Origin of the sequence: Vibrio genomosp. F10 str. ZF-129 (assembly GCF_000287055.2) — a bacterium.
Classification (GTDB): domain Bacteria; phylum Pseudomonadota; class Gammaproteobacteria; order Enterobacterales; family Vibrionaceae; genus Vibrio.
Genome location: NZ_AJYQ02000114.1, coordinates 11,830 through 32,389, shown reverse-complemented (window position 1 = coordinate 32,389; position 20,560 = coordinate 11,830). Strand labels below are relative to the sequence as shown.

9 protein-coding genes are annotated in these 20,560 nt (G+C 43.6%); all 9 read right to left on the bottom strand.

Annotation, left to right across the window (positions count from 1 at the left end; genetic code table 11):
• Nucleotides 1–285: 285 nt before the first annotated feature.
• Nucleotides 286–6,549 carry a DEAD/DEAH box helicase gene (locus A1QO_RS14610; RefSeq protein WP_017041008.1) on the bottom strand — a complete coding sequence of 2,088 codons (6,264 nt, stop codon included), beginning with the start codon at nucleotides 6,547–6,549 and terminating at the stop codon, nucleotides 286–288.
• Nucleotides 6,550–6,558: 9 nt separating this feature from the next.
• Nucleotides 6,559–10,113: an STY4851/ECs_5259 family protein gene (locus A1QO_RS14605; protein ID WP_241790468.1), complete on the bottom strand. Its 3,555-nt coding sequence runs from the start codon at nucleotides 10,111–10,113 to the stop codon at nucleotides 6,559–6,561.
• Nucleotides 10,114–10,308: 195 nt separating this feature from the next.
• Nucleotides 10,309–10,656 carry a hypothetical protein gene (locus tag A1QO_RS14595; RefSeq protein ID WP_017041006.1) on the bottom strand — a complete coding sequence of 116 codons (348 nt, stop codon included), beginning with the start codon at nucleotides 10,654–10,656 and terminating at the stop codon, nucleotides 10,309–10,311.
• 174 nt (nucleotides 10,657–10,830) lie between these two features.
• Nucleotides 10,831–12,213 (bottom strand): restriction endonuclease subunit S, encoded by a 1,383-nt coding sequence (locus A1QO_RS14590; RefSeq protein ID WP_017039947.1) that lies wholly within the window; start codon nucleotides 12,211–12,213, stop codon nucleotides 10,831–10,833.
• Complete coding sequence (locus A1QO_RS14585) at nucleotides 12,213–13,790, bottom strand: N-6 DNA methylase (protein ID WP_017039948.1); 1,578 nt, start codon at nucleotides 13,788–13,790, stop codon at nucleotides 12,213–12,215. Before A1QO_RS14585 ends, A1QO_RS14590 begins: the two co-directional genes overlap by 1 nt.
• Nucleotides 13,791–13,924: 134 nt before the next feature.
• Nucleotides 13,925–17,497 (bottom strand): type I restriction-modification system endonuclease, encoded by a 3,573-nt coding sequence (hsdR, locus tag A1QO_RS14580; RefSeq protein ID WP_017039949.1) that lies wholly within the window; start codon nucleotides 17,495–17,497, stop codon nucleotides 13,925–13,927.
• A 118-nt stretch (nucleotides 17,498–17,615) separates the two neighbouring features.
• Nucleotides 17,616–18,734, bottom strand: a complete 1,119-nt coding sequence (gene csm6, locus A1QO_RS14575) for a CRISPR-associated ring nuclease Csm6 (protein WP_017039950.1) — start codon at nucleotides 18,732–18,734, stop codon at nucleotides 17,616–17,618.
• A gap of 203 nt (nucleotides 18,735–18,937) precedes the next feature.
• On the bottom strand, nucleotides 18,938–19,504 hold the full coding sequence (locus A1QO_RS14570) for a hypothetical protein (protein ID WP_017039951.1): 567 nt from the start codon (nucleotides 19,502–19,504) through the stop codon (nucleotides 18,938–18,940).
• A 127-nt stretch (nucleotides 19,505–19,631) separates the two neighbouring features.
• Complete coding sequence (locus A1QO_RS14565) at nucleotides 19,632–20,552, bottom strand: OmpA family protein (RefSeq protein WP_017039953.1); 921 nt, start codon at nucleotides 20,550–20,552, stop codon at nucleotides 19,632–19,634.
• Nucleotides 20,553–20,560 lie beyond the last annotated feature (8 nt).

Here is a 20,560-nt window from a genome sequence, read left to right as displayed (position 1 = left end):
AATATTGCCATTCCTATTCCTGGTTCTCTAGGAATATGGTTTATTCCAAACTAGATATTCCTTTCAGTACATATCTAATAGGGCTTCGTTAGTGAGGCGATAATAAACTCGAAAGAAACTGATATGAGGTTTATAAGCTTGTGATAAAGACGTACGAAATTCGATAAATGGCTACGATTGGCTTAAGCTCATCATATAACGGAACATCAGACGTTTGATTAATGAATTATTAATGAACTGACGAAGAAGTGCGCACCAGGTTGGTATGCGCACTAAAGAGTGAACTTATCTAATTTGATAAGTTACATCGGTAGACCAAGATTCGCTGTTTTTAACAATCAACGTCTTTTCTAAAGAATCGAGTGCTGCCAGCTGAGGAACTACATCAGAATGGAAATTATGTTTAACGGTAGAGAACTTTGAGTTTTCTTCACGTAATTGCCAATAGCCAACACCTTGATCAAGCTTAAATACCAGCTCTTTACCTGATTCTAATTCCAGCGTTAGCAATCGTCTATGAGCGATATCAGAACGCTTGTCATGGCAGGTAACCTTAGGCTTTATAGAGACTTTATGTTCGATCCACTTTTCGTAAGCTTCAATAAACTCATCTTTATCTTGCCAGTCATGGTGCAGGTAATTTCCCATCGTTTGCTTTTCATGATAGAGCGTCTCAATGACCAGTGACGTGATTGTTTTTGTTCCTTGGCAAATAAACCCTAACAGTTGAGTAATCATCAACATTGATGAAGGGCTTTGAATATAACGGTCGCTATATTTAACTGCCACTATCTCTTCATTAGATAAGAAGTTTCCTAGATCAAAATTACTACCCAGGATTCTCTTCCAAAAGGCAGCGCCAAATGAACTAAGCTTGCCATTGAATTGGCTTACTATTTCAATTGTATCGGCTAAATTCGATGCTACGCCAACAGAAGTGGACTCTAGTACGACTTTAAACGTTTCACTTGTTTCTAATGGCTCTTGTTTAGTCAAAACCACAATGCCATTCGCAGTATGCCATTGCTGACCTGGCTCAGAGTTTTCGATCTCTGAACTTGCGATGGTCACTATATTTTCGCCATTGTTCAATTGAGCAACAATTTGGGGCTTGGTTTGTTTGCCAATAGCAATTCGAGCACCAAGTGTTTGTAACGTCCACAAATCTTCTTTCGTTTCCTCTGCAATGTCTTCATGAGGAATAACTATCGTTACATTTAATTCATCTGAAGTTAGATAGGTAATGATCGAACGTTTGAAATTAGGATGGGTAAGATCCCACTCCGATTCATCTTCACTCAGCCATACAGTTAACCCATCTGCACCATGGTTGATTTGGTTTCTGATTGCAGCTGATACCGACGTGGGTTGATAAACCGCCCCTACAAAAGATCTTAACGCTTCTGGCACTTCATTGTGCAGAGTGAAATCGGTACCTAACCAATCTCTAGCTAACTGTGTATCTATATTGTCAATGTCATAACGGGTATCAGACTCTAAAAGGCAGTCACTACAACCACTTTCACAGTGATCACAATTTAACCCTTCGACCATTTTATTCAGAATCGCCTGAATATATTGATTAGCTGAGCTAGAAAAGCCTGCTCCACCTGATATCGAATCATACAGCTGTATGACAAGCGCTGAGGTACTTCCTTCAATAATAGCCGGCCTAATCGCATAACCTATTTCCGAAGTTGAAATCCCTAACTGATTAGCCAATGCCGAGCGAAGAGAGATTGCCAACGTTGTCGCGATTATGCGCCCTTCAGTGGTGTCGTCAATATACTCATTTCTTTCAGGGTGCGTTAACACAAGCTCGAAGACGTCCGTTTTTGAATGACACCCAAGATGAATACCTTTCATTACCGTAGCAGAGCCATCGCAGTTAATCTTCCCGTCCCCTTTCTTATCTTTCTTCACCGCTTTTAAAGGGCGATGAGGCTCGCTAGGATTGAGTAACTTCGGATAATCACCGTTTTTAGTGAGAGATTCAGCGCGCCCACACGTCATACAAAGAGCATACCCTTTACCCTGCTCTCCCGATGAATGGTTGAACACAGTACCATCAGCGGTGGAGGTCATATATCCCATTGCGCTATTAGGTAGATCGATATGATTGGCGTCTCCTGTCGATACCCATGCATCTTCAACTGGGATGTATTTTTGCATCGAAATATCATTTGAAGGCCCATGATAAAAGTCTGTTGCAAAACCTGTTGGCTGTAATACCTGCCTAATGTGCTTACTTTTTATCGGTGCGCCACACAAAGAGTTCGTACACTTCATATCTAAAGAAGAGGCTGACACCGTCTCTTCATAACCCGTTTGACCACAAGCATCACAACGCCACGCCATGTCAAATTTTTGCGCTTCATTGACGCCCGAATCAGAGGCATTATGCCAATGCAGTGTCACGCCTCCAGAACGGAACACGCGTCCATCTAATACAATTTCTGAACCTGGGGAGTATTCACGAATCGCAACAGCTAGGTTACGACTTGGTAAACCTCTAAATCGAGAAACGTTATCCTCACGCTCATTGCCTTTTTTCTCTTTTCTTTGCTTTTCTCGAATGAAGTCTTCAATATTATTATTATCAAAGTTCACCACATCCGTTGGGAAACCGTAACCTGGTAGAAATGCTTTTGAAGCAAGCTCTCTTAATAAGTACTCTTGCCCTAGTCTAACTTTTTCAATATTTAGGCGATAAGCGTAAGGGATATCACTATCAATGCCCTTCAACTCACTCGTAATATAGTTGTAATCAACAAACCATGTTTCTCTTAGCTTCTTGATAACCTCAGCGGCATTAGATCGTAAAATGCTAGGTTGAGTTCCCGCAAGCCCAGTCCCTCTAATCAAAGCCGATACGTCACTATCAAACAAAGCTCCATCGCTCTCTAGCCAAGTTAACAGCGCATCACAGATAGAACTTCCTTGTGGTAAGTAGAACCACTCCAAATTCAAGGATGTTGTCTCCTTAGTCGTTGAGCCTATTTGAGTTTTCAAAAACAGAGACAGTAATAATGAATTGACATGACGCTGTATCAATCGCTGAGAGTTAAACGCCACATATGGTGCTGGAATTTGCGTGACAAACGGCCAATCTGGTTGCTGAAACACTTGTTGGTCATGTGGATTTCCTTTACACAAAGTATAAGAAATTGCTCGTGACTCCTTGCTTCGGCCTGCACGCCCTGCTCGTTGCAAATAGTTTGCAGGATGGGGTGGTACGTTATTCATCACGACCGCACTAATACCGCCGATATCAACCCCCATCTCCATTGTGGTCGAACAGTTTAGAACGTTAATCTTCCCTAATTTAAATAACTTTTCGTACTCATTCAGGCGATCGGCACTTTGCTGCGCCGAGTGTTCAGCGGTTCGATAATACAGCCCGCCTTCTATTGCTCGGTCATTAATATCCGTCCACAAATTGTGTTCACGTAAATACTGAACCTTTGGGTCATCCGCTATAGTACTACGAATATGTTTTAAGCCTTTTTGGAAATCGAATTGCTTAGCATCGACTTCCCACACACAGGGAAAATCAACCTCAATACATTGGTACTGACTAATGTCTTCGACTTTACGAGGCAAGTATGGAGAGATGCCTTTGAACGTCGTGTCGATTAACTTGTTGGTAACGGGGCAAACAAACACTTTATCGATGAACGAGAAGGTGAATTTTTTACGATCCAGAGCAAATCGGTTGTTATCCGCCGACAAAATACGAGCATTAATGGTTAAGTCACGCCATACAGCGGTGAGCCATGCGTTAATGATGTCTCGACCCTTTGATGAGCTTGCATCAATCGTCGAAGTCGCGGTGAGCAGTTTAACCAGTCGATTATGATTAGCACTGCGGATCTGCGGCCATTTTTTCACACGGCCTTCATTCGCTTCATCTGAATCTGGATTGCGCAGCGCTTTCGAGGCAAAACGGCTCCCCACCCATTTAAGCCAGCCACCTTCTTCGAGTCGCAAGTAGTTATTTTCTCGAACAAAGAAATCGAGTGACACTTTCACAAAATCTAACCAATCTTCTAGCGTGTAGCCGTAGTCTTCCCAATGTGCCGGGCTGCTTTTGATCTTATCAAGACCAAAATAATTGACTTTAACCATGCCCTGAGTCTCTGAGTTATTTTGTCTTTTAGGGCGACGAGAAAACTCTCTAAAAAGCAGCATATCGGCAAGTTTGGTACTGCCATCAGAGGTCTTAAAGATTTCCGGTGATAGGTACTGGTTGTATTGGAACATCGCGCCATTGAAATCACTCATTTTGGCTAATTCGGTGACCATTTCATCCCAAGGAATTTCCACGAGTTTGAGCGCAGCCCCACCACTGCTAAGGGCCTTTGCTTTTAGCTCTAGTAACTCGGCTGGGTCATTCATACCCATTGCGCGAAGTGTCGCTGCTTGAGCAAGTAAATCTTCGCTTGTGACGCCTTCTGCAGGTTGGTCATTACTGACAGGCTGATCAAGTTGCCTTTCACGTAATACCTCTACCACAGAACCACGTAACTTTGAGCGTTCGGCCTCTTGCTGCATACGAACCGATAAACGCGCTGTGCCCTGCCTGCTGTCGGTAAACGTGATCAAACGTCGGCCTCGTGCAGGTAGTGACTGTGGCCCTTCAGCACCGGAAGTGGAAATATCTGGGCAGAACTCCAATAAGGTAGGAACAACGTTAGCAATGTAAAATGGTGCACCCAACATCGCTCTACGAAATGGAGAACCTTGGTTATAACCTTCAAAATTACAACCACAGCACGACTGCTGTTTAGCATAATCAAACATCAGAGAATAGCCAGGTTCTACTGACCCAATTACCCCATCTTTACTGATATTAATTGAGCTATAAAAACCCTCTTCATCTTGTTTAGAGCCAAACATCTCAGGAAAGCGAGCACTGTCATCAAGCTGCTGAATTTCAACATCCTGTTCTTCGGATAAGTCTTGCTGAAGAGAAAACTCATCACCCGCACTGCCGTTCCACTGTAGTAACTTACCTTTTTTGTCTAAGCCCATTAGGTGAGGCTCATTACACTCTAAGCAGAAGCTCAGCTCCAATACAGGCGCACCACAATCACACTTTTGCCTCTGTACTGAATACACATAACCAAACGGCCAGCCTTTTTCCAGCTCCGTACCTGTTTTGCAGCGACAATTACTATCAATGCAAGACCATAAGCCATTGGTCATACGCTGAAAAAAGTGTGCACGTAGCTTCAAGAACGCTTCAGACTTCGGGTCTTTTTTTGTTCCTGTAAGCAGATCGAGCCAACGTAATAATTCGTGCTGACTAATCGTTGGATTGCCCGACTTCTGTGCCGTTTTCTTATTGATTTCTAATAACGTTAAAGGTGATGCGCTACTGACGATGGTCTCACGAAGTGCATGAGCATACCGACTCCCTTGAAGCGCCAAATAACGATCTTTAGAGACTTCAGGATCGCGTTTTTTAGCCACTTCACCTTCAGGCTCCATCGCTTCAAGCTCGTTAAGCGTTAATGGCTCGTTTTCAACAAAATCAAGCTCTGGTATGACTCGACGACCACCGATCACCTTTATCTGCTCTTTCGGTACATCCGCAAGTTTTGATAAATACTCTTGAAGTTGTTCGTTTGCATTAGCATCAGCAATGGTCGCTGACGTGGCGACAAAGCGGACGTTTTTAGCTTCCACACCAAACGCTTGTAATACTCGGCGAAGTTGCAAAGATAACTCGGCAGCTTGTGAGCCCACATAAGTATGCGCTTCATCGAGCACTATCCAACGCAGTGATTTTTCCTGTTTTGAGCGCTCAATGATTGGCGCATCAATTTGCCTCACTAGCATGTACTCAAGCATTGTTCCGTTTGTTACGATAATCGGTGCAGGCTCTTTACGCATTAGCTCTCGAGAATGAACCTCATTGCCTCTTTCACTTTGCGCTTTACGCATCTTATTTTCGCTGTTCTCTGTATTGCCGTTATACAGACAATAGCGAATGTTGTTACCGAAGTGCTTCGTCCAAGCGTCTAAACGTTCTTGTTGAGAGTTAATCAGGGCATTTAAAGGATAAAGAAACAGCGCTCTTACCCCCACCAACGGAGCTTGCGTTCGCTGCTGTTCACGGTAGAGATCTTCCAGTACTGGCACCATAAAACACTCGGTTTTACCAGAGCCCGTACCTGAAGTTACAATGGCTGAGTGTGGTTTTTCATCAAGCAACGTTTGCCACGCGGTTAACTGGTGCTTGAAAGGGTTGAAACCAGCTTCAAAGCGGTAGCGATCATTGGATTTATCATCCAAAGCGTTAATGACCGCTTTTGACAATAAGCTTCCTTCTAGATCTTTGACTTTTGGTGTCGCATATTCCCAACCGAACGTGTGCTCAAACAATGGTGGAGCAAGAAACGCGTTCTCTTGCCCACACTCTGAAGACATAATCTCGCTTAAATGATTACGTAAAATAGGATCGGTAATGCCTAAAACGCTGAGGGTAGACTCTTTCGCTCGTGAGATAGACTGCTCTACCAAATCAGTAAAATAACGCGTCATAACAGATCCTTATTTAGCGAGATTAGAAAAAATAGTGACAAACAAACGGTATACTGGCTCAAACCAGTCACGATCAAAGTCGCGTAATTTTCGAAGATGAAACACCGCTTCCACAGGGAAATGCTCTAAAAGCTCTTTGGGTACTTTTCCACAAGCAATCGCTGCTGCAAAAATAGGCCAATAAACCACACCTGATTGAAACCCTGCATTGGGTTTAAAGTCAAATGGAAGCAGTTTTAAGTTCTGGCACCACATACTAAGCTCTTGTCCAAACTCCGTTGGCCACTCATCGTCTTCGCTGTGGGTATGCAATAGATCTTGATACCACCCCTGCAACATAATTTGAATGATTGGCGCAGGAATGTTGTTTACTTTGCCCGTGAGCAGTAGATCTTTAATTGAAGCATCATTTAAAATAGGAACGACATCGCCAAGCTTTTCTACTTGCTGCTTAACCAACTGCTCAACCATAGAAGTGTCAATACCAACCGCAGTCAGTGTCGATTTAGACAGCGAGATCGCATGCTGCCAATCTGCTATCGAAATCTGCTCCCACAACAGCGGCAACTCAGACTCTAGTTGCGATACCCACTTCTGATTAAATTCCAAACGGAACAGTGCGACAGCAAGGGCACGATAATCACGAACTAAATGACGCCACACCTCAAAGGTCGACATCGGTAAGTAGCCATAGTTTTTATTTGTGGCGTCGAGATAAGCCCAACCACTGTGTGTCCAGTCGTTCGCCATCTGCGTAATCACGTCAGCAATGACATTTGGCTCAAAGCGTGGGTGAAACAGCTGAGATGCTTTTTGAAGGGTGGTGACCTCGCCTACTCGTTCATTCGATTTACCCGCAAAAAACTTAGCGCGGAAGGCGACATCAGACGACCCGTCCACCGATTCATTCGGTATCACTAGCCACGGCCCCTGGTTATCCGGATCAGATAAAAGAGAGTCCGTTAATAGAAAATCAGGTAAATCAAATTCTCCTGTTTCTACCCCTTCACTCACTCGGCTTACCAAAGGCAATACCTTTTGTTCAGGGTTCGACAGCGACATAAGCACGGGGCTCACTTGGCTAGCATCGGTGACGACCGTTGAGCGAATTCCGACCGTATTTTCACCGCGATCATGCTCTAAGTTAGTAGAGAAATGGCTCACCACATAACTCAAGCTTCGCCCAGGCCCCGTGACTCTCAATTCCACTTCGCTGTCTAAACTTTCAGTCATTGAAAGCAGCTCTAATATCGACCCTTTGATGCTGTATAGGCTCACTTCAATAGGTTGATTTGTCACTTTGTAGTTCCAACGAAAATAAGGAGATAGCTGTCGATTTGCATTTCTGCGTCCTTTCGCGCTTAACACCGCTTCAAGCTGAAAAGTGGCTGGCATACCGTGCGTAGAGAATAAAAACAATCGGCTACCCAATAGATCATCAACCGCTAGCCTTGGTGCTAGAGAGCGGCCTGATTGGCTGTAAGCCACCGCCCCTTTTGCAGGGAAAGGCACTTCAATGACTATCGGTTTGGATAGCAAGCTGGCCTGTACTTCTAATTTTATTTTTGCGGGTGGTTTACCTGCCGCCATAACATGAAGCTCTTTCGCTCCATTTTTACTCTTCATTGATACAAGCTCAACGCCTTCACTCAGTAGCTTACAAGTACAAGGGGATACTGTATGTAATCGGATAAACCCTTCATTAGGTTTATCGCCATTTTGAATCTCGATATCAAAGTCTTTCGGTAAAATACCGATGCGCTTTTTCAGCTGTACTAAACCCGTGTTATCTTTAGCGGTCAGTAATTGGCGTCCATAGCACTCGCCCAAACTCATAGCGCTTAACGAGGCGTTATTGAGAAATATGTCTACTGTTGATTCACTGCATAATTCACTAAGTTCGTTAGCTTGCGTTCTGTTTGCAACCACAGATGGGACGCCCTTAAACACCAATGGCGGAACCGTTTTATATTTCAGCTGTTCGCCTCTTAGGGTGTGGTCTCCTGCATCAAAGTCGTTAGAGCTGGAGGTAAGAACATATCGCTCTGATTCACCAGAAACCACCTCACACTGGCCTTCAAACAAGTGCACAGGCAAAGTGCCAAAGGTAAATTCGGCTTGCTTTAACTGACCATACACTGAGGCGATCGTGGCTCCCTCAGGTAAGATGACCGCAAGATTTGATTTATTGGTGGTGAACGTCGATTGACTCAGTATCGCCCACTTATCTCCACTTTCAACCAAGGTTAACGGTGACTCACCAACATCGACAGAGCTGTTCGATAAGCGAATTTCACCTAATCGACAACCCGCCTGCATAGCAACGATATACAGTTCACTGCTTGGATTATTTCGGCGAATCTCAACCATAGGGTTACGCATGCGAACACGCATTCCGCGTTCTAACTCGTTCGCATCACCGCGTGCAGATTGACTATCACTTACATCAGAAAACTGAGCAAAGCCCGTTCCTAACGACGCTATCTGGTTGTCGCCTTCGTACACAGCAAGATCAACACGACTTGATGTCACGTTCTCTTTTGAAATATCGAAACGACATTGATGCGGTAACGTGATCCGAGAATAGATGGCTTGGTTAGCAAAAGAAGCAAAGTGATGACACTGTAGCTGCTTTCGAACACGGGCAACTTTGCTCACCTCTTTCGACGCTGTAGATAACAGTTGGCTTAAAAATGCCGAGCCAGTTTCATCTTCCAACGGCAGTGGAAAGCTCTCACGCCAACGAGGAAACTGCTCATCCAAATATTGCGCTGGGTTAGCTTGGCTGTCTAATTCAAATTGATACACCAATGCATCGAGCTTATCCGCCATGTTGGCGATGAGCGTGACTGTCGTATCCGATTGCAGGTTTTCTGGAAAACTGGTGATTCGGGTACGAATGAGACTATCAATAGCGCGTCGACCAAAGGACTTAACCTCTTGAAAACGCTCAAAAATAGTAAAGAAAGCATCTTGATAGTGATTAGATTGCTGGGAATAAACATCTAGTGAGAGCAAGTTGGATGGTAAGCCACCTTGCCTAAACACTGATCCAACATAATCGTTATGGTTAGCACCAAAGCGAGCCAACGGTTTTTTCCAATAAACCGTCACGCCCTTTGTTACCACATCACTCACTTGTGCCGGGGTCAGCTCAAAACCTAAGCTTTCAAAAATCGGCTGCCAACTCCAATCACGGGTATACTCGCGGCGAAACCACTCTGCGCCATACAATACAAAGGCGCCACACCACTCTTTTGAGAACGTATTTTTCACTGCAAAATTTGTACTGCTACTGAGCAGATCTTTTAGTGATACATACTCTTGGCCTGTCATGTGGTATTGGTACAACCCATCAGCAGAGTTAGGTGTTTGCAAATTAGCGCTGCGTTTCGATATAAAATCAGTCAGCCATCGGCCTACAGAGAGAGCACCACTTGAAGAGAAGGTGTCACTTGAAGAGAAGTTGCCTTTTGGGGAGAGCGCCTTTTTTGAAGAACGAGTGCTTTTTAAAGAAAGCGTTCCCTTGATTGACGAAGAGCGTGCGTGGTCTGATGGTGTCATAATTCTACCTATTGAAACAATGAGCTTACTTAAATAAGCGTCACTGAAATCCTACCTTAAGTCGGTAGTTCTAAACGGTTAATAAGCTTATAAAAATAGAGTTTATTGAGTTGCATTGAGAAAACGTGAAGACAAAACCTTTATATGGGCGGCTAGCGACTCTTTTTGAACCAAGAATTGCCAACAAAATCGCCACTAATCGCTGTTTAGCCCTACGTTAAATTGAGTCGCAAAGTTAAGGCACTCATTGCTAATGTTCTCTTGATTGCGTGCCGATTGCTCCCAACTTTTCACCTTTGCAGAGAAAAACTCAGAGTAGAGGAAACGACCATATTCTTGTTCACCATGCTCTAATAGAGCCTCAATCATAAATTCAGTGACGTAGAGGCCCCTTTCTTCACACACGCCAGACAATCCAATAAGAGCCGCCATAGCATTAATGGCGGAATTGTCTGGCCCAGTAATGCGCGATTCCGTCGGGTCTTCTGCCAAAGCTAACGTGCTGAACATAGCGATTAGGGCGGTGAATATTACTTTTTTCATTCATCATTTCCGATTTCAATATACGACGGCGCTAAGTATAAATAATCGTTATCTGAGTTTTGGAATAATCGTTATTACCATTGCTCCATGAATCGATTCTAAATGAGCGAGCATTGGATAAAACAACGGCTAAGGCAGTGAACCTACCTTAGCCGCTTATCAAGTTTTAAACGCTTAGCCTTTTGCTTTGGCTTTTTCAGCCTTCTTTCTCGCTGCCTCGGCTTTTTTGGCTGCCTTGGCTAGAGCTTCGGCCTCTTTACGGGCTTCGGCAATACGCGCTAGCAGTTTGTCGGCAGGCTCATCGGTTGGGTCTTGCGCCACCAGCTCACCACGGAAGGCTTTGGCCAAGATGCTTTGGGTGAGGTTATCTACCCTCGCCTGCGCTTTTTTTACTTGCGCTTCGATGGTGTCAGCGAAAGCGAAATATTGGTCGACGAGGCGGACGATTTCTTTTTGTTCTTCTATCTTAGGTAATTGTAACAAGCAATTTTTCACATCAGTTTGATTGATACTTGCCTGATTCACTGCCAATTTCGCATTTTTCCTCAGCTCTTGAAGACCAACAATACTTCTCAAAAAAGTAGTTGCGAATGCTGGTAAGGCTTTTTCTGTATCAATTGACATGCGCATAATGTTGCTTTCAAAAACAGCGTTTTCTGGTAACTCTCGCACTAAAGCGCACTTACCTAAATACTCGATACTATTTACACGGTTAACTAAAACATCATCAACATTAACTCTGTATTTATCAGCTTCTTGATCTTCTAGGTCGACACGCTTAATTGTTTCCCAATCAACTAGCTCTCCATCATAAAAACTATCAATTCGGAAGATTTTTGTACCGTTACCATAGAAACGAGAAGGTTTGTAAAGCCCATTTTGTGGGCCATCTTTCAATAACTCACCTAATTTCACCTGATTGCCGAAAGGCTCAGACCCGGCAACACGCCACTCTTCCGTCAACTTCCCCGACACCGCAGAAGCAAGTACCGATTGGCGGAAGCGTTTTAGCAAATCTGGGATGCCATCTAGGCGGGCTTTGATGGTGTCGACCTGTGCCAATACCTCATCGAGTTTTTCAACGATGCGTTTTTGCTCGGCTAGTGGGGCAAGTGGAAATTCTAGAGCATTGATGACTTCTAGCCTAACCCCTTTGACTGTAGTTCCAGTACCCAACGACTCAATTTTCAATCCTTGAGAACGGTACCAATATTCGAAATAGTAATCGTCTACTTCTCTATTAACGAACAAGGCCTTCAAATCTTGATTAATCGCAGAATCAAAACTTGCACGGACTATTTTCCCTAAACTCATACGAGTAGCAATAATCGGAGTTCCAGCAGGAATAACATTGGTACTACTATTATCGATAGCTTCTTGGGTAATATGATCGATGGTGTCCGTAAGATACGACTTGTTCATATCCTTCACTGTCATCCATGGGATATTACCTTCATAGTAAGAAGGAACCGATTTACTTGGTGTCCCTCCTCCTACAATCTTGTCTACTACTCCATTTAAAAGAGTTCCTCTCCAACCCTTCGGCAATTCACTCATTACTCTGCCTCCGGCTTTTCTGCCAAACCAAAGGCTTCTTCAAGTAACTGTTTTTGCCCTTCCGCTTCATCATTCGCGCCAAGTGCTTGCATTAACTGGTAAATTTCAGACATGGCTTCCGTCAGCTCTGCCATTGCTTCACCAGCTAGCACTTCTGGTTCTGGCAGGTTTTCTGCGCTGGTGGCTGCTAGGTCTTTTAACCAAGAGATATCTAGGCTGTCGCCTTTTTGGTCACGAATGTAGTCACGACTGAACTTGCGGAAGCGAGCGTTTTCGATTACGTGTTCTACCGCTTCTTCACCTTCGGCAAAGATGTTGCCCAGAGTCTCGTAAACACCTTCTTCACGAGCTGATTGGCCGTTTTTATCTGCGCCATAAGCATTGATGAATGCTTCAAAGTGCTTTTCGGTCAGTGGTGTGCGCTTACCAAAGCTGTTCATGTTGGTACGCATATCGAATACCCACGTCTCTTTAGTACAGCCTTTGTCCTGAGCTGGATTCTCTGGTGTGCCTTTTTGGAAAAACAACACGTTGGTTTTCACGCCCTGCGCGTAGAAAATACCCGTTGGCAAGCGCAAGATAGTGTGCAGGTTACACTTGTCCATTAAGTCTTGGCGTATGCGCGTGCCTGCGCCTGATTCAAACAACACGTTATCAGGAATAACAACTGCCGCACGGCCACCCGGTTTTAGGTTGGTATAGATGTGCTGCATAAAGGCGAGCTGTTTATTTTGTGTCATGTGGGTGAATTCACGGCTCACCCCTGCCCCTTTCGCGCTACCAAACGGAGGGTTTGTTAGAATAACATCCGCAGGCGCTAAGGTTTCACCATCGCCACTTAGGGTGTTACCGAGCATGATTGGCCCTTCACTGTTTTCTGGCCCTTCAATGTCGTGCAATAAACAGTTCATTAGGGCAAGACGGCGTGTGCCTGAAACCAATTCAATACCTTGGAATGCTTGGCGCTGTTGGAATTCGATTTGTGGCTGGCTGAGATCATCGAGATCATCTGTTTCGTGTTTAATGAAGCGGTCTGCCGAAATCAAGAAACCCGCCGTACCTGAGGCTGGATCTTGAATGACTTCGCCAAATGTTGGTTGAAGTAACGCGGTCATGGTGTCGATAAGCGGACGTGGCGTAAAGTACTGGCCTGCGCCAGATTTGGTTTCGCCTGCGTTTTTCTCTAGCAAGCCTTCATACATGTCACCGAAGTCTTCACGGCTAGAGCCGTACCAATCAAGTTTATCCATACCTGCAATCAGCTCTTGCAGATGTTTTGGTTTGTCAATGTTGGTGTTCACGTTGGCGAAAATCGCGCGAACGATTGAGTGCTCATCTTCGCCTAATTCTACCAACATACGGCGGTAGAACTGTAACTGATCCAAACCGTTTTTGGCTTTCAGGTCGTGCCAACGCATCCCTTCTGGTAGCAGCTCTTGCTTGTCTTCTAGCTCATCACACATTTTTATGAATAATAGCGATGCCAGCTCGGTGACGTAATCTTGATAGGTGATGCCATCATCACGCAGTACGTTACATAAATTCCACAGTTTGCTGACAATTTCATTGGTATTCATAATCTTGTTCCTACTGGCTAACACGGTATTGACAGCCGTGTTAGCAAAAATAAAAGGATTGGCACAGTGCCAATCCCAAAAATAGTTGTAAAGCTTTTTCTTGTTTAATTAAGCCTTGCTTAGCCCGAACCTTATTAAGCCGATTCACCCCAGGTCGCATCGATCAGATCTTTCATAATCACTTCTAATTGACCATCAAGATCTTTATCTGCGCGGCTTTTGCCGCCTTTGGTTCGCAAGGTGCCTACTTTAAACGAATCGTCGTTTAATACTAGATCTTCTCGCATTTGGTTCACTATACGCTTTAGCCACTTCTGTTGGGGTTTCGTAAGCTTATAACGTTCGCTGATCACTTGTTGTGCGTGAGTTAAACGCTCTTCAAATGGAATCAGTGGGCTACCGATGGCGGCTTGGCGAATTAAGCCGATAATGCGCGCAGCAACGTCTTCTTGTTTGGCGGCTTTACGGGCTTGTAACAAGGTTTGCTCGTTAAACTGTTTGGTTTCCATTTTGCTTAGCAGTGAAACCAAATCAGCTTTAGTCAGATCACGTGGGCGATTCACTACGGTGTCTAACGCGGTCACTTTGTTTTGATTCTCTTGTACAAAGCGTTCAAACGCGGCTAAATACTCTTCTGGTTTTTCATAGCCGCCCCAGTTTTGCGTAACCGTTACTTCACCTACATCACCTGAGTAGATGAGCGGTGCTCTTTCACCAAAGTTTATCGCTTGGCGCATCGCTGGCTCGCGGTTAAGTATCCACGGGTTGCTCTTTATCGCCTCTGCTGCGGCTTTTGGCCCTAGCTGATACAGATGCTTAGGCAGTTGTTTGGCACTTTCTAACTCTGGGAAATTATCCGTTACGAGCGCATCTAATTGGTTCAGCTCTGCGGCGACGCCCTCTTTTTCAAGCTTGAGCTTGTCGGCCTTTTTCAGTGTTCGGCTCAGTTTCACGGTAAACGCATCTAACGATTGCTGAGCAAAGCTGTTGCCATCATCTTGAGTGTGATCGTTCGCGTCTGGATTTGCCATCTCTTCCACTAACTGTTCTAAGCTCAGGTTTGGCTTTGTCACTACGGGCTTCATTAGGTTATCAGCCCCAAGGCGCTCTATGGTTTCAGTGAGATTCACCGCATCAAATATTCTGAATGTCTGTTTATTGATTTCATCACAGGTACGCGTGGCGCGGCCTTTCATCTGCTCGTAGAGGATTCGGCTTTTCACTTGGCGCAGGAATACGAGGTTGCTGATTGGGCGAACATCGATACCCGTGGTTAACAGGTCAACCGTGACTACGATATTGGGTAGCCTCTCTTTACGATAGCGCGTAATAAGTGATTCTATCTGTTTGCTGTCACCACTGGCGGATTTACCGGTGATCTTAATAATTGCGTCATCGACCTCGTCACCAAGCTTATCTCGGTAGGTGTCACGTAGCATGTTCACTACTTCGTCAGCGTGAATGTCGTTGACACAAAAGACCAGTGTTTTAGCCGCCTGCGTGGGATCGATATATTCTGGTAGTGCGTTACATACCGCTCGATTAAATTCAGGAACCAGCACTTTTCGGTTAAAGCCTGAGATATCAATATTGAGCTCTTCTGGCAGTACGCCTTCTATGATCTCTCCATCCACTAGCTGCTCGACGGTTGTGCCTTTATCAAATTGAACGCCCTGTTGCGTCAATTCAGTATCGATAATGATTGGCGGCTCTTGGTCGACTAAGCGTCCATCTAATACCGCTTGGTTGAAGCGATACTCGTAAATAGGTTTGCCAAAGATTTTCATGGTGTTAGTGGCAGGCGTTGCGGTTAAGCCTATCTTCAATGCATCAAAGTAGTCGATCACTTGGCGGTATTTCGATTGATATTCTGCTTGATCTCTAAACAGCATTTCACCTTCGGTTTGTTCAGCGTCTTCATTGTAGCCACGGTGTGCTTCATCAACAATGATGCAGTCGTACATGCCTGGAGTGAGCGGGTTATTCTCACTTTGTAGCATTAGTGAAAGCGATTGAACGGTCGCAATTTGGATCCACGGTTTATCGCCTGCTTGGTCGGTTTTTTCACCCAACTCATAGAGGTTATAGTGGTCTGCCAGTGGCATTTGGCGAATGCGGTACTCTTTAAACGAGTTTACCGCTTGTGTGCCTAGTGAACGTCTATCAACTAAGAATAGCGCGTTGCGGCACAAACCAGAGGTGAGCAAACGGTACATGGTCGCCCCTGCGACACGGGTTTTACCTGTACCTGTTGCCATGGCGACGAGTAGGTTCTCTTGCCCGGCTTCGATTGCATCTTCAATGGCATCAACGGCAAGCTCAGAGGGTTTGAATAGATCGAGCTCTTTTTTGTCGTGAGTTTCCAGCCATTCAAGCGATTTCTTGCGGTTTTTGCACAGCTTAGCTTGAATGTCTTGCGGTGAATGGAAGGCGCTTAATACGTGCTGTTTCGTACCGTCTGCATTGGCACACCAAATTCCGCTCTGGCTTTTAATTTGTTGTAAGTATTCACGGCCATTAGCGCTGTAGATATAAGGGATAGGTTTGAGTTTATCTTGTTCTCTAAGTTCACTATTGGCGGCTTGATACGTCGCTTTGGTCTCTTCTGCGACTTTATTTAAACTTAACGTTGGGCGTTTTTTAACAGCTGGTTTTGCTGTTGCTGATGCACCACCAACAAACACCAGTTCGTTTTCTTCAGCATGTTCTTGGTAGTTAAAGTTTTCAGCGTAGTATTTCGCCTGTGGCAGTGCGTCTTGCACACTAAGCGCTTTTTTCTTAGCTTCGACGATAGCAACAGGTTGCAAGCCGATAAACAGTACGTAATCAGCCTTGTGCTGTGCAGAGTCGATAACCCATTCTGAGATAGCTCTGTTTTTTCCAGCCTCTGGGCGAGCGCCCTTGCTGTATTTCAACTTTTCGCTGTCAGCTTCCCAGCCAGCTTGTCGGAGTTGACCATCAATAATGAAGCGGGTTTCGGCTTCAGTCAGCTCAAATTTGTTCTTTTTGGCTTGTTCTGTAAATTCATGAACTTTCGCAGTTTGTTGTTCTTTGTTAAGGCCTTCAAATTGTTCACGCTGCTTTGCTAATTCTGCTTCTAAGGCGGCTATTCTAACTTTCGCTTGCTGTTCAGATTCTGTTTGGCGACTTTCAAGAACGGCAATATAGCCCTTAAAATCGACGACTTTGTTCTCTTTAATTTTAAGCGCTTCATCTGTCGTCGCTGATTTTTTACGCAATGCCGTTAACTCATCACGTAATGCTTCTAGCTCTTTATTTGCGAGCTGATTATCGATTTGTGGCAATTCAATAAAGTTAGGCTTTTCAAGGTCAAATTGACCAGAATCTAGTTTGTAGTACCAAAAGGCAATATGGTGAGCGAGTCTGATTGCGAGTTTGGCATCGTTGGCATCATCGTGATTGTCATGTGCGGCTTTATTGCCAAGTACTCGAATTCGATGAAACGCACTGATCAATTCAGCGTTAATTTTATTGGTAAACTTTAGGGCATCAATTAAGTCGATTTGCTGCTTGGGAATAGATAGGTTCATACGTGTTGCTAGCGATTGAGCACACATCTCACCAAACATTCTCAGCTTTACTAGGGTGATGTTGGGATCGTTATGAAGATTTTGCTCTGCAGATAACAGGGCGTTGAACATATTTGGGCTAGTAGTTCGTAAAAATTCGAAATTCGACTTTTGCATAGTGACACCTAACAGTTTGACTTTACGCAGTATACAGTACTCTGTTTCTAGTATGCTTTAATCCCTTTGGAATATCACCAACTCCATTAATATTATTGATACCTATCAACCTATTACATCACTCAATTGCTACTTCGTTGGGTTTCAGTGCAATTGAATAACGCTGGTCATTCCTTTCTGAGATTGACTGAATTTCTAGCTTATCTGAAGTTTGCGAAGGCAGTGCGTTTTTAAGCTTACGATTTATTGTCGAACAGATTGGTTGTAAGAATTCACGTTCCATTCCTGATAGTTGATTGTAATCACCCTCTTTAAAATCTTCTGGAGTGGTTTTGAAGGTAGAGAAGACACGCGGATCTTTGGCTAACTCTAGATAGGTATTCAAAAACTCTTTGCTGTAGGTTGCATCGGAATCAAAGTCTCTATCGACTAAAACGCCTGAATCTTCTTTTTCCAGTAACCATAGATAAAAGGCACACTCTTTTGCCGTGAGTTTGATGTCTACGCCAACAACCGAGATCAACTTGGCTTCCTTTCGAATAGTAACGCTTAGCTCTTCGTTATGACTGGCATTGAGCATTCCCACAGTTTGACTAAACGAGAACTTTTCCATTGAAGAGATTAAGCTTGGATCAACAGAGCTTCGCATACGTACAAACGGAATTTCAGCAAGGGTTATACTGGCTTTACTAACATCCACTTCACCCTGCCCGTTCTTACCTGTTACCCATTTAGGCTGCTTGGTTGGGTACCAAAAATCACGTACGAATTCGTATTCATCATCCACAAAAACGTGACTTAACGTGTCTTGCTCTCGTCCAAACAGCGACATTGCGTAGCCAAAGTAGAATGCCATTGTTTTTCGGCCACCAGCGAGTGACGCGTGAATAGCGACATTATCATCTTGAGTCAGTTCATACACTTTGTGAGTGATGAAATCGGCCATGTAGGTTTGATCGTCAATGGATTTGGCGTCATCAATGCTGTTACCGTTATCATCTTCTATGAGCCAGATGTGCCTTTCATCAAACTTAACCGCTGGCATATTGTATTCATCAAGTAATGCCTGGAAATGCCCGTCTCTAAATAGGCCATTTTCTAATACGGGCTTGCTACTACGTGTTGTGATTACGTAGATTTCATCTGGGAATGGTCGGCCACTTTGGTGAATGGCAAACAGCGTTTCTGTAAGAACTTGCGGGCTTGTGCCTGTTGTAGCGAGTAGGATGTTTTTCATTATTTTTCTAAACCCTTCATGCAAGAACTTATCTCTAATTCACTTACTTGTTTTCGCAATTTTTTTATCTCTTCACCATCATTTGTTGAGTTCGCGGTGTGTTGATTTCGTGATTTAAGCAGGTATAAACATAACAGTAATATCGTAAATAAAATGAACACTATGGATAGGGTTTTGTATTTATCTTTTTCTGCGCTGACATATTATAAATCAAAGTCACTATTGGCTTTAAAATTCACCATCCTTTTATTGAACTGATGCTCAAGATCCGCTTCTATCTCTGACACCTGTTTAGCGTGCTGGTTTTTAAGACTTGAAAGGTTTCTCTTGTTTTCTTTATGAGCATCCATCCAACCACGTTCATAAATATCTTTATTTTTGAGTTCACTATATCTCGTTTGACCAGACTCAATAGAGCGATATAGCGCTACTAACTCACTCTCGGTTTCTTTTCGCTTACTTAACCAAGCACCATATTGTTCGATATCGAAAACTAGAAAGCCAAAGTTCATAAAGTGGGTACTCTGTTTAAGCTCTTCCAAAAATGATCTTTTTTCTAAATCTAATATTGGAGTAAGCGTATAACCATCACCGTAGCAGTTGCTTAACATACTAACTGTACTGCCTTTCGTGTACTCGATACTCACAATACTTTGGCTATTGTTTGAACACTCTTTTCTTACATCGATCCACCAATCTAGATACTTTAGACCAGCTTGTGCATCTACAAATAGGGTTGCATTATTTTCTACGTCATTAGTTTCGTACATATTCTCGGCCGTAAGCGATTCAAAACTAAAGATTAGAGCTATAAAGCAACTATTTGATTCAAAAATTTATAACGTTTCACTAGGTTGTTAGCCACAGAAAATAATGCAAAAAAATTAATAGTGCCCATTAGATATTACCTTCTAGTGCACGTTGGGCTTCCGTTACAGTAGGTGGTGTCATTATAAACCTGAAATCAATACGTCTATTGCGAGCATCCGAAGTAGGCGTTTGATGATCATGGCCTGCTAAAGGTCTACCCTCACCATAACCACTAACACTAAATATTGGTTGATCATTAGTGTTTTTCATTTCAGCTAAATAGTGGTTATCAACGACCAGGTTTTTAAATGTATAGTTCGCACGAGCTGTAGATAGATCCCAGTTATCAAAATACCTATTTTGCAAGGCTCCCCGAATTGGCACGTTATCGGTGTGCCCTTCAATAAAAATTGAATCCAATTTACCCGCGGTTTCTGGCAAGCAATGCTTATTTTTCGGAGGTGCTATTGAGTAACATGGTAAAATCTCTTCCATCACTCTACCAACTTGCATTAATCGCTTCATGTAAAGGTCATTTAATGATGCTTCCCCTGTTGAGAATTGGATGGCATTTTCATCTAGCCTAACAATCCCATGCTCTTCATCAACAATCACAGCGATGTCCGCTTTAACTAACGCTGATTGTATATTGTCTAATAGATCAGCACGTAAACGTTGGTTTTCTGAAAGATCACCTAGTATCCCTCTTGCTATATTGCGTTCATGTTGTAACTTACTATTCTCTATTTTAATCGCTGCTCTTTCTTCCTGAAGTCTTTTGTTTTCTTCTCTTATTTTTTGTTCTTCTAGTTTTAGAGTTTCATTTATTTTCCGTTGTAGCTCTCTATCGACTTCAAGTTCAGCAATGATTTTTTCGTGTTTGATTGACGCATTTAAAAAGTCCACGACAAAAACGGCTAACACGATAATAAAGATAAACATTAGCCCTGACATTATGTCTGATATCGACATAAAGTAATTGGTCTCTTCTTTCTTTGAACCTATCATCGGGTATG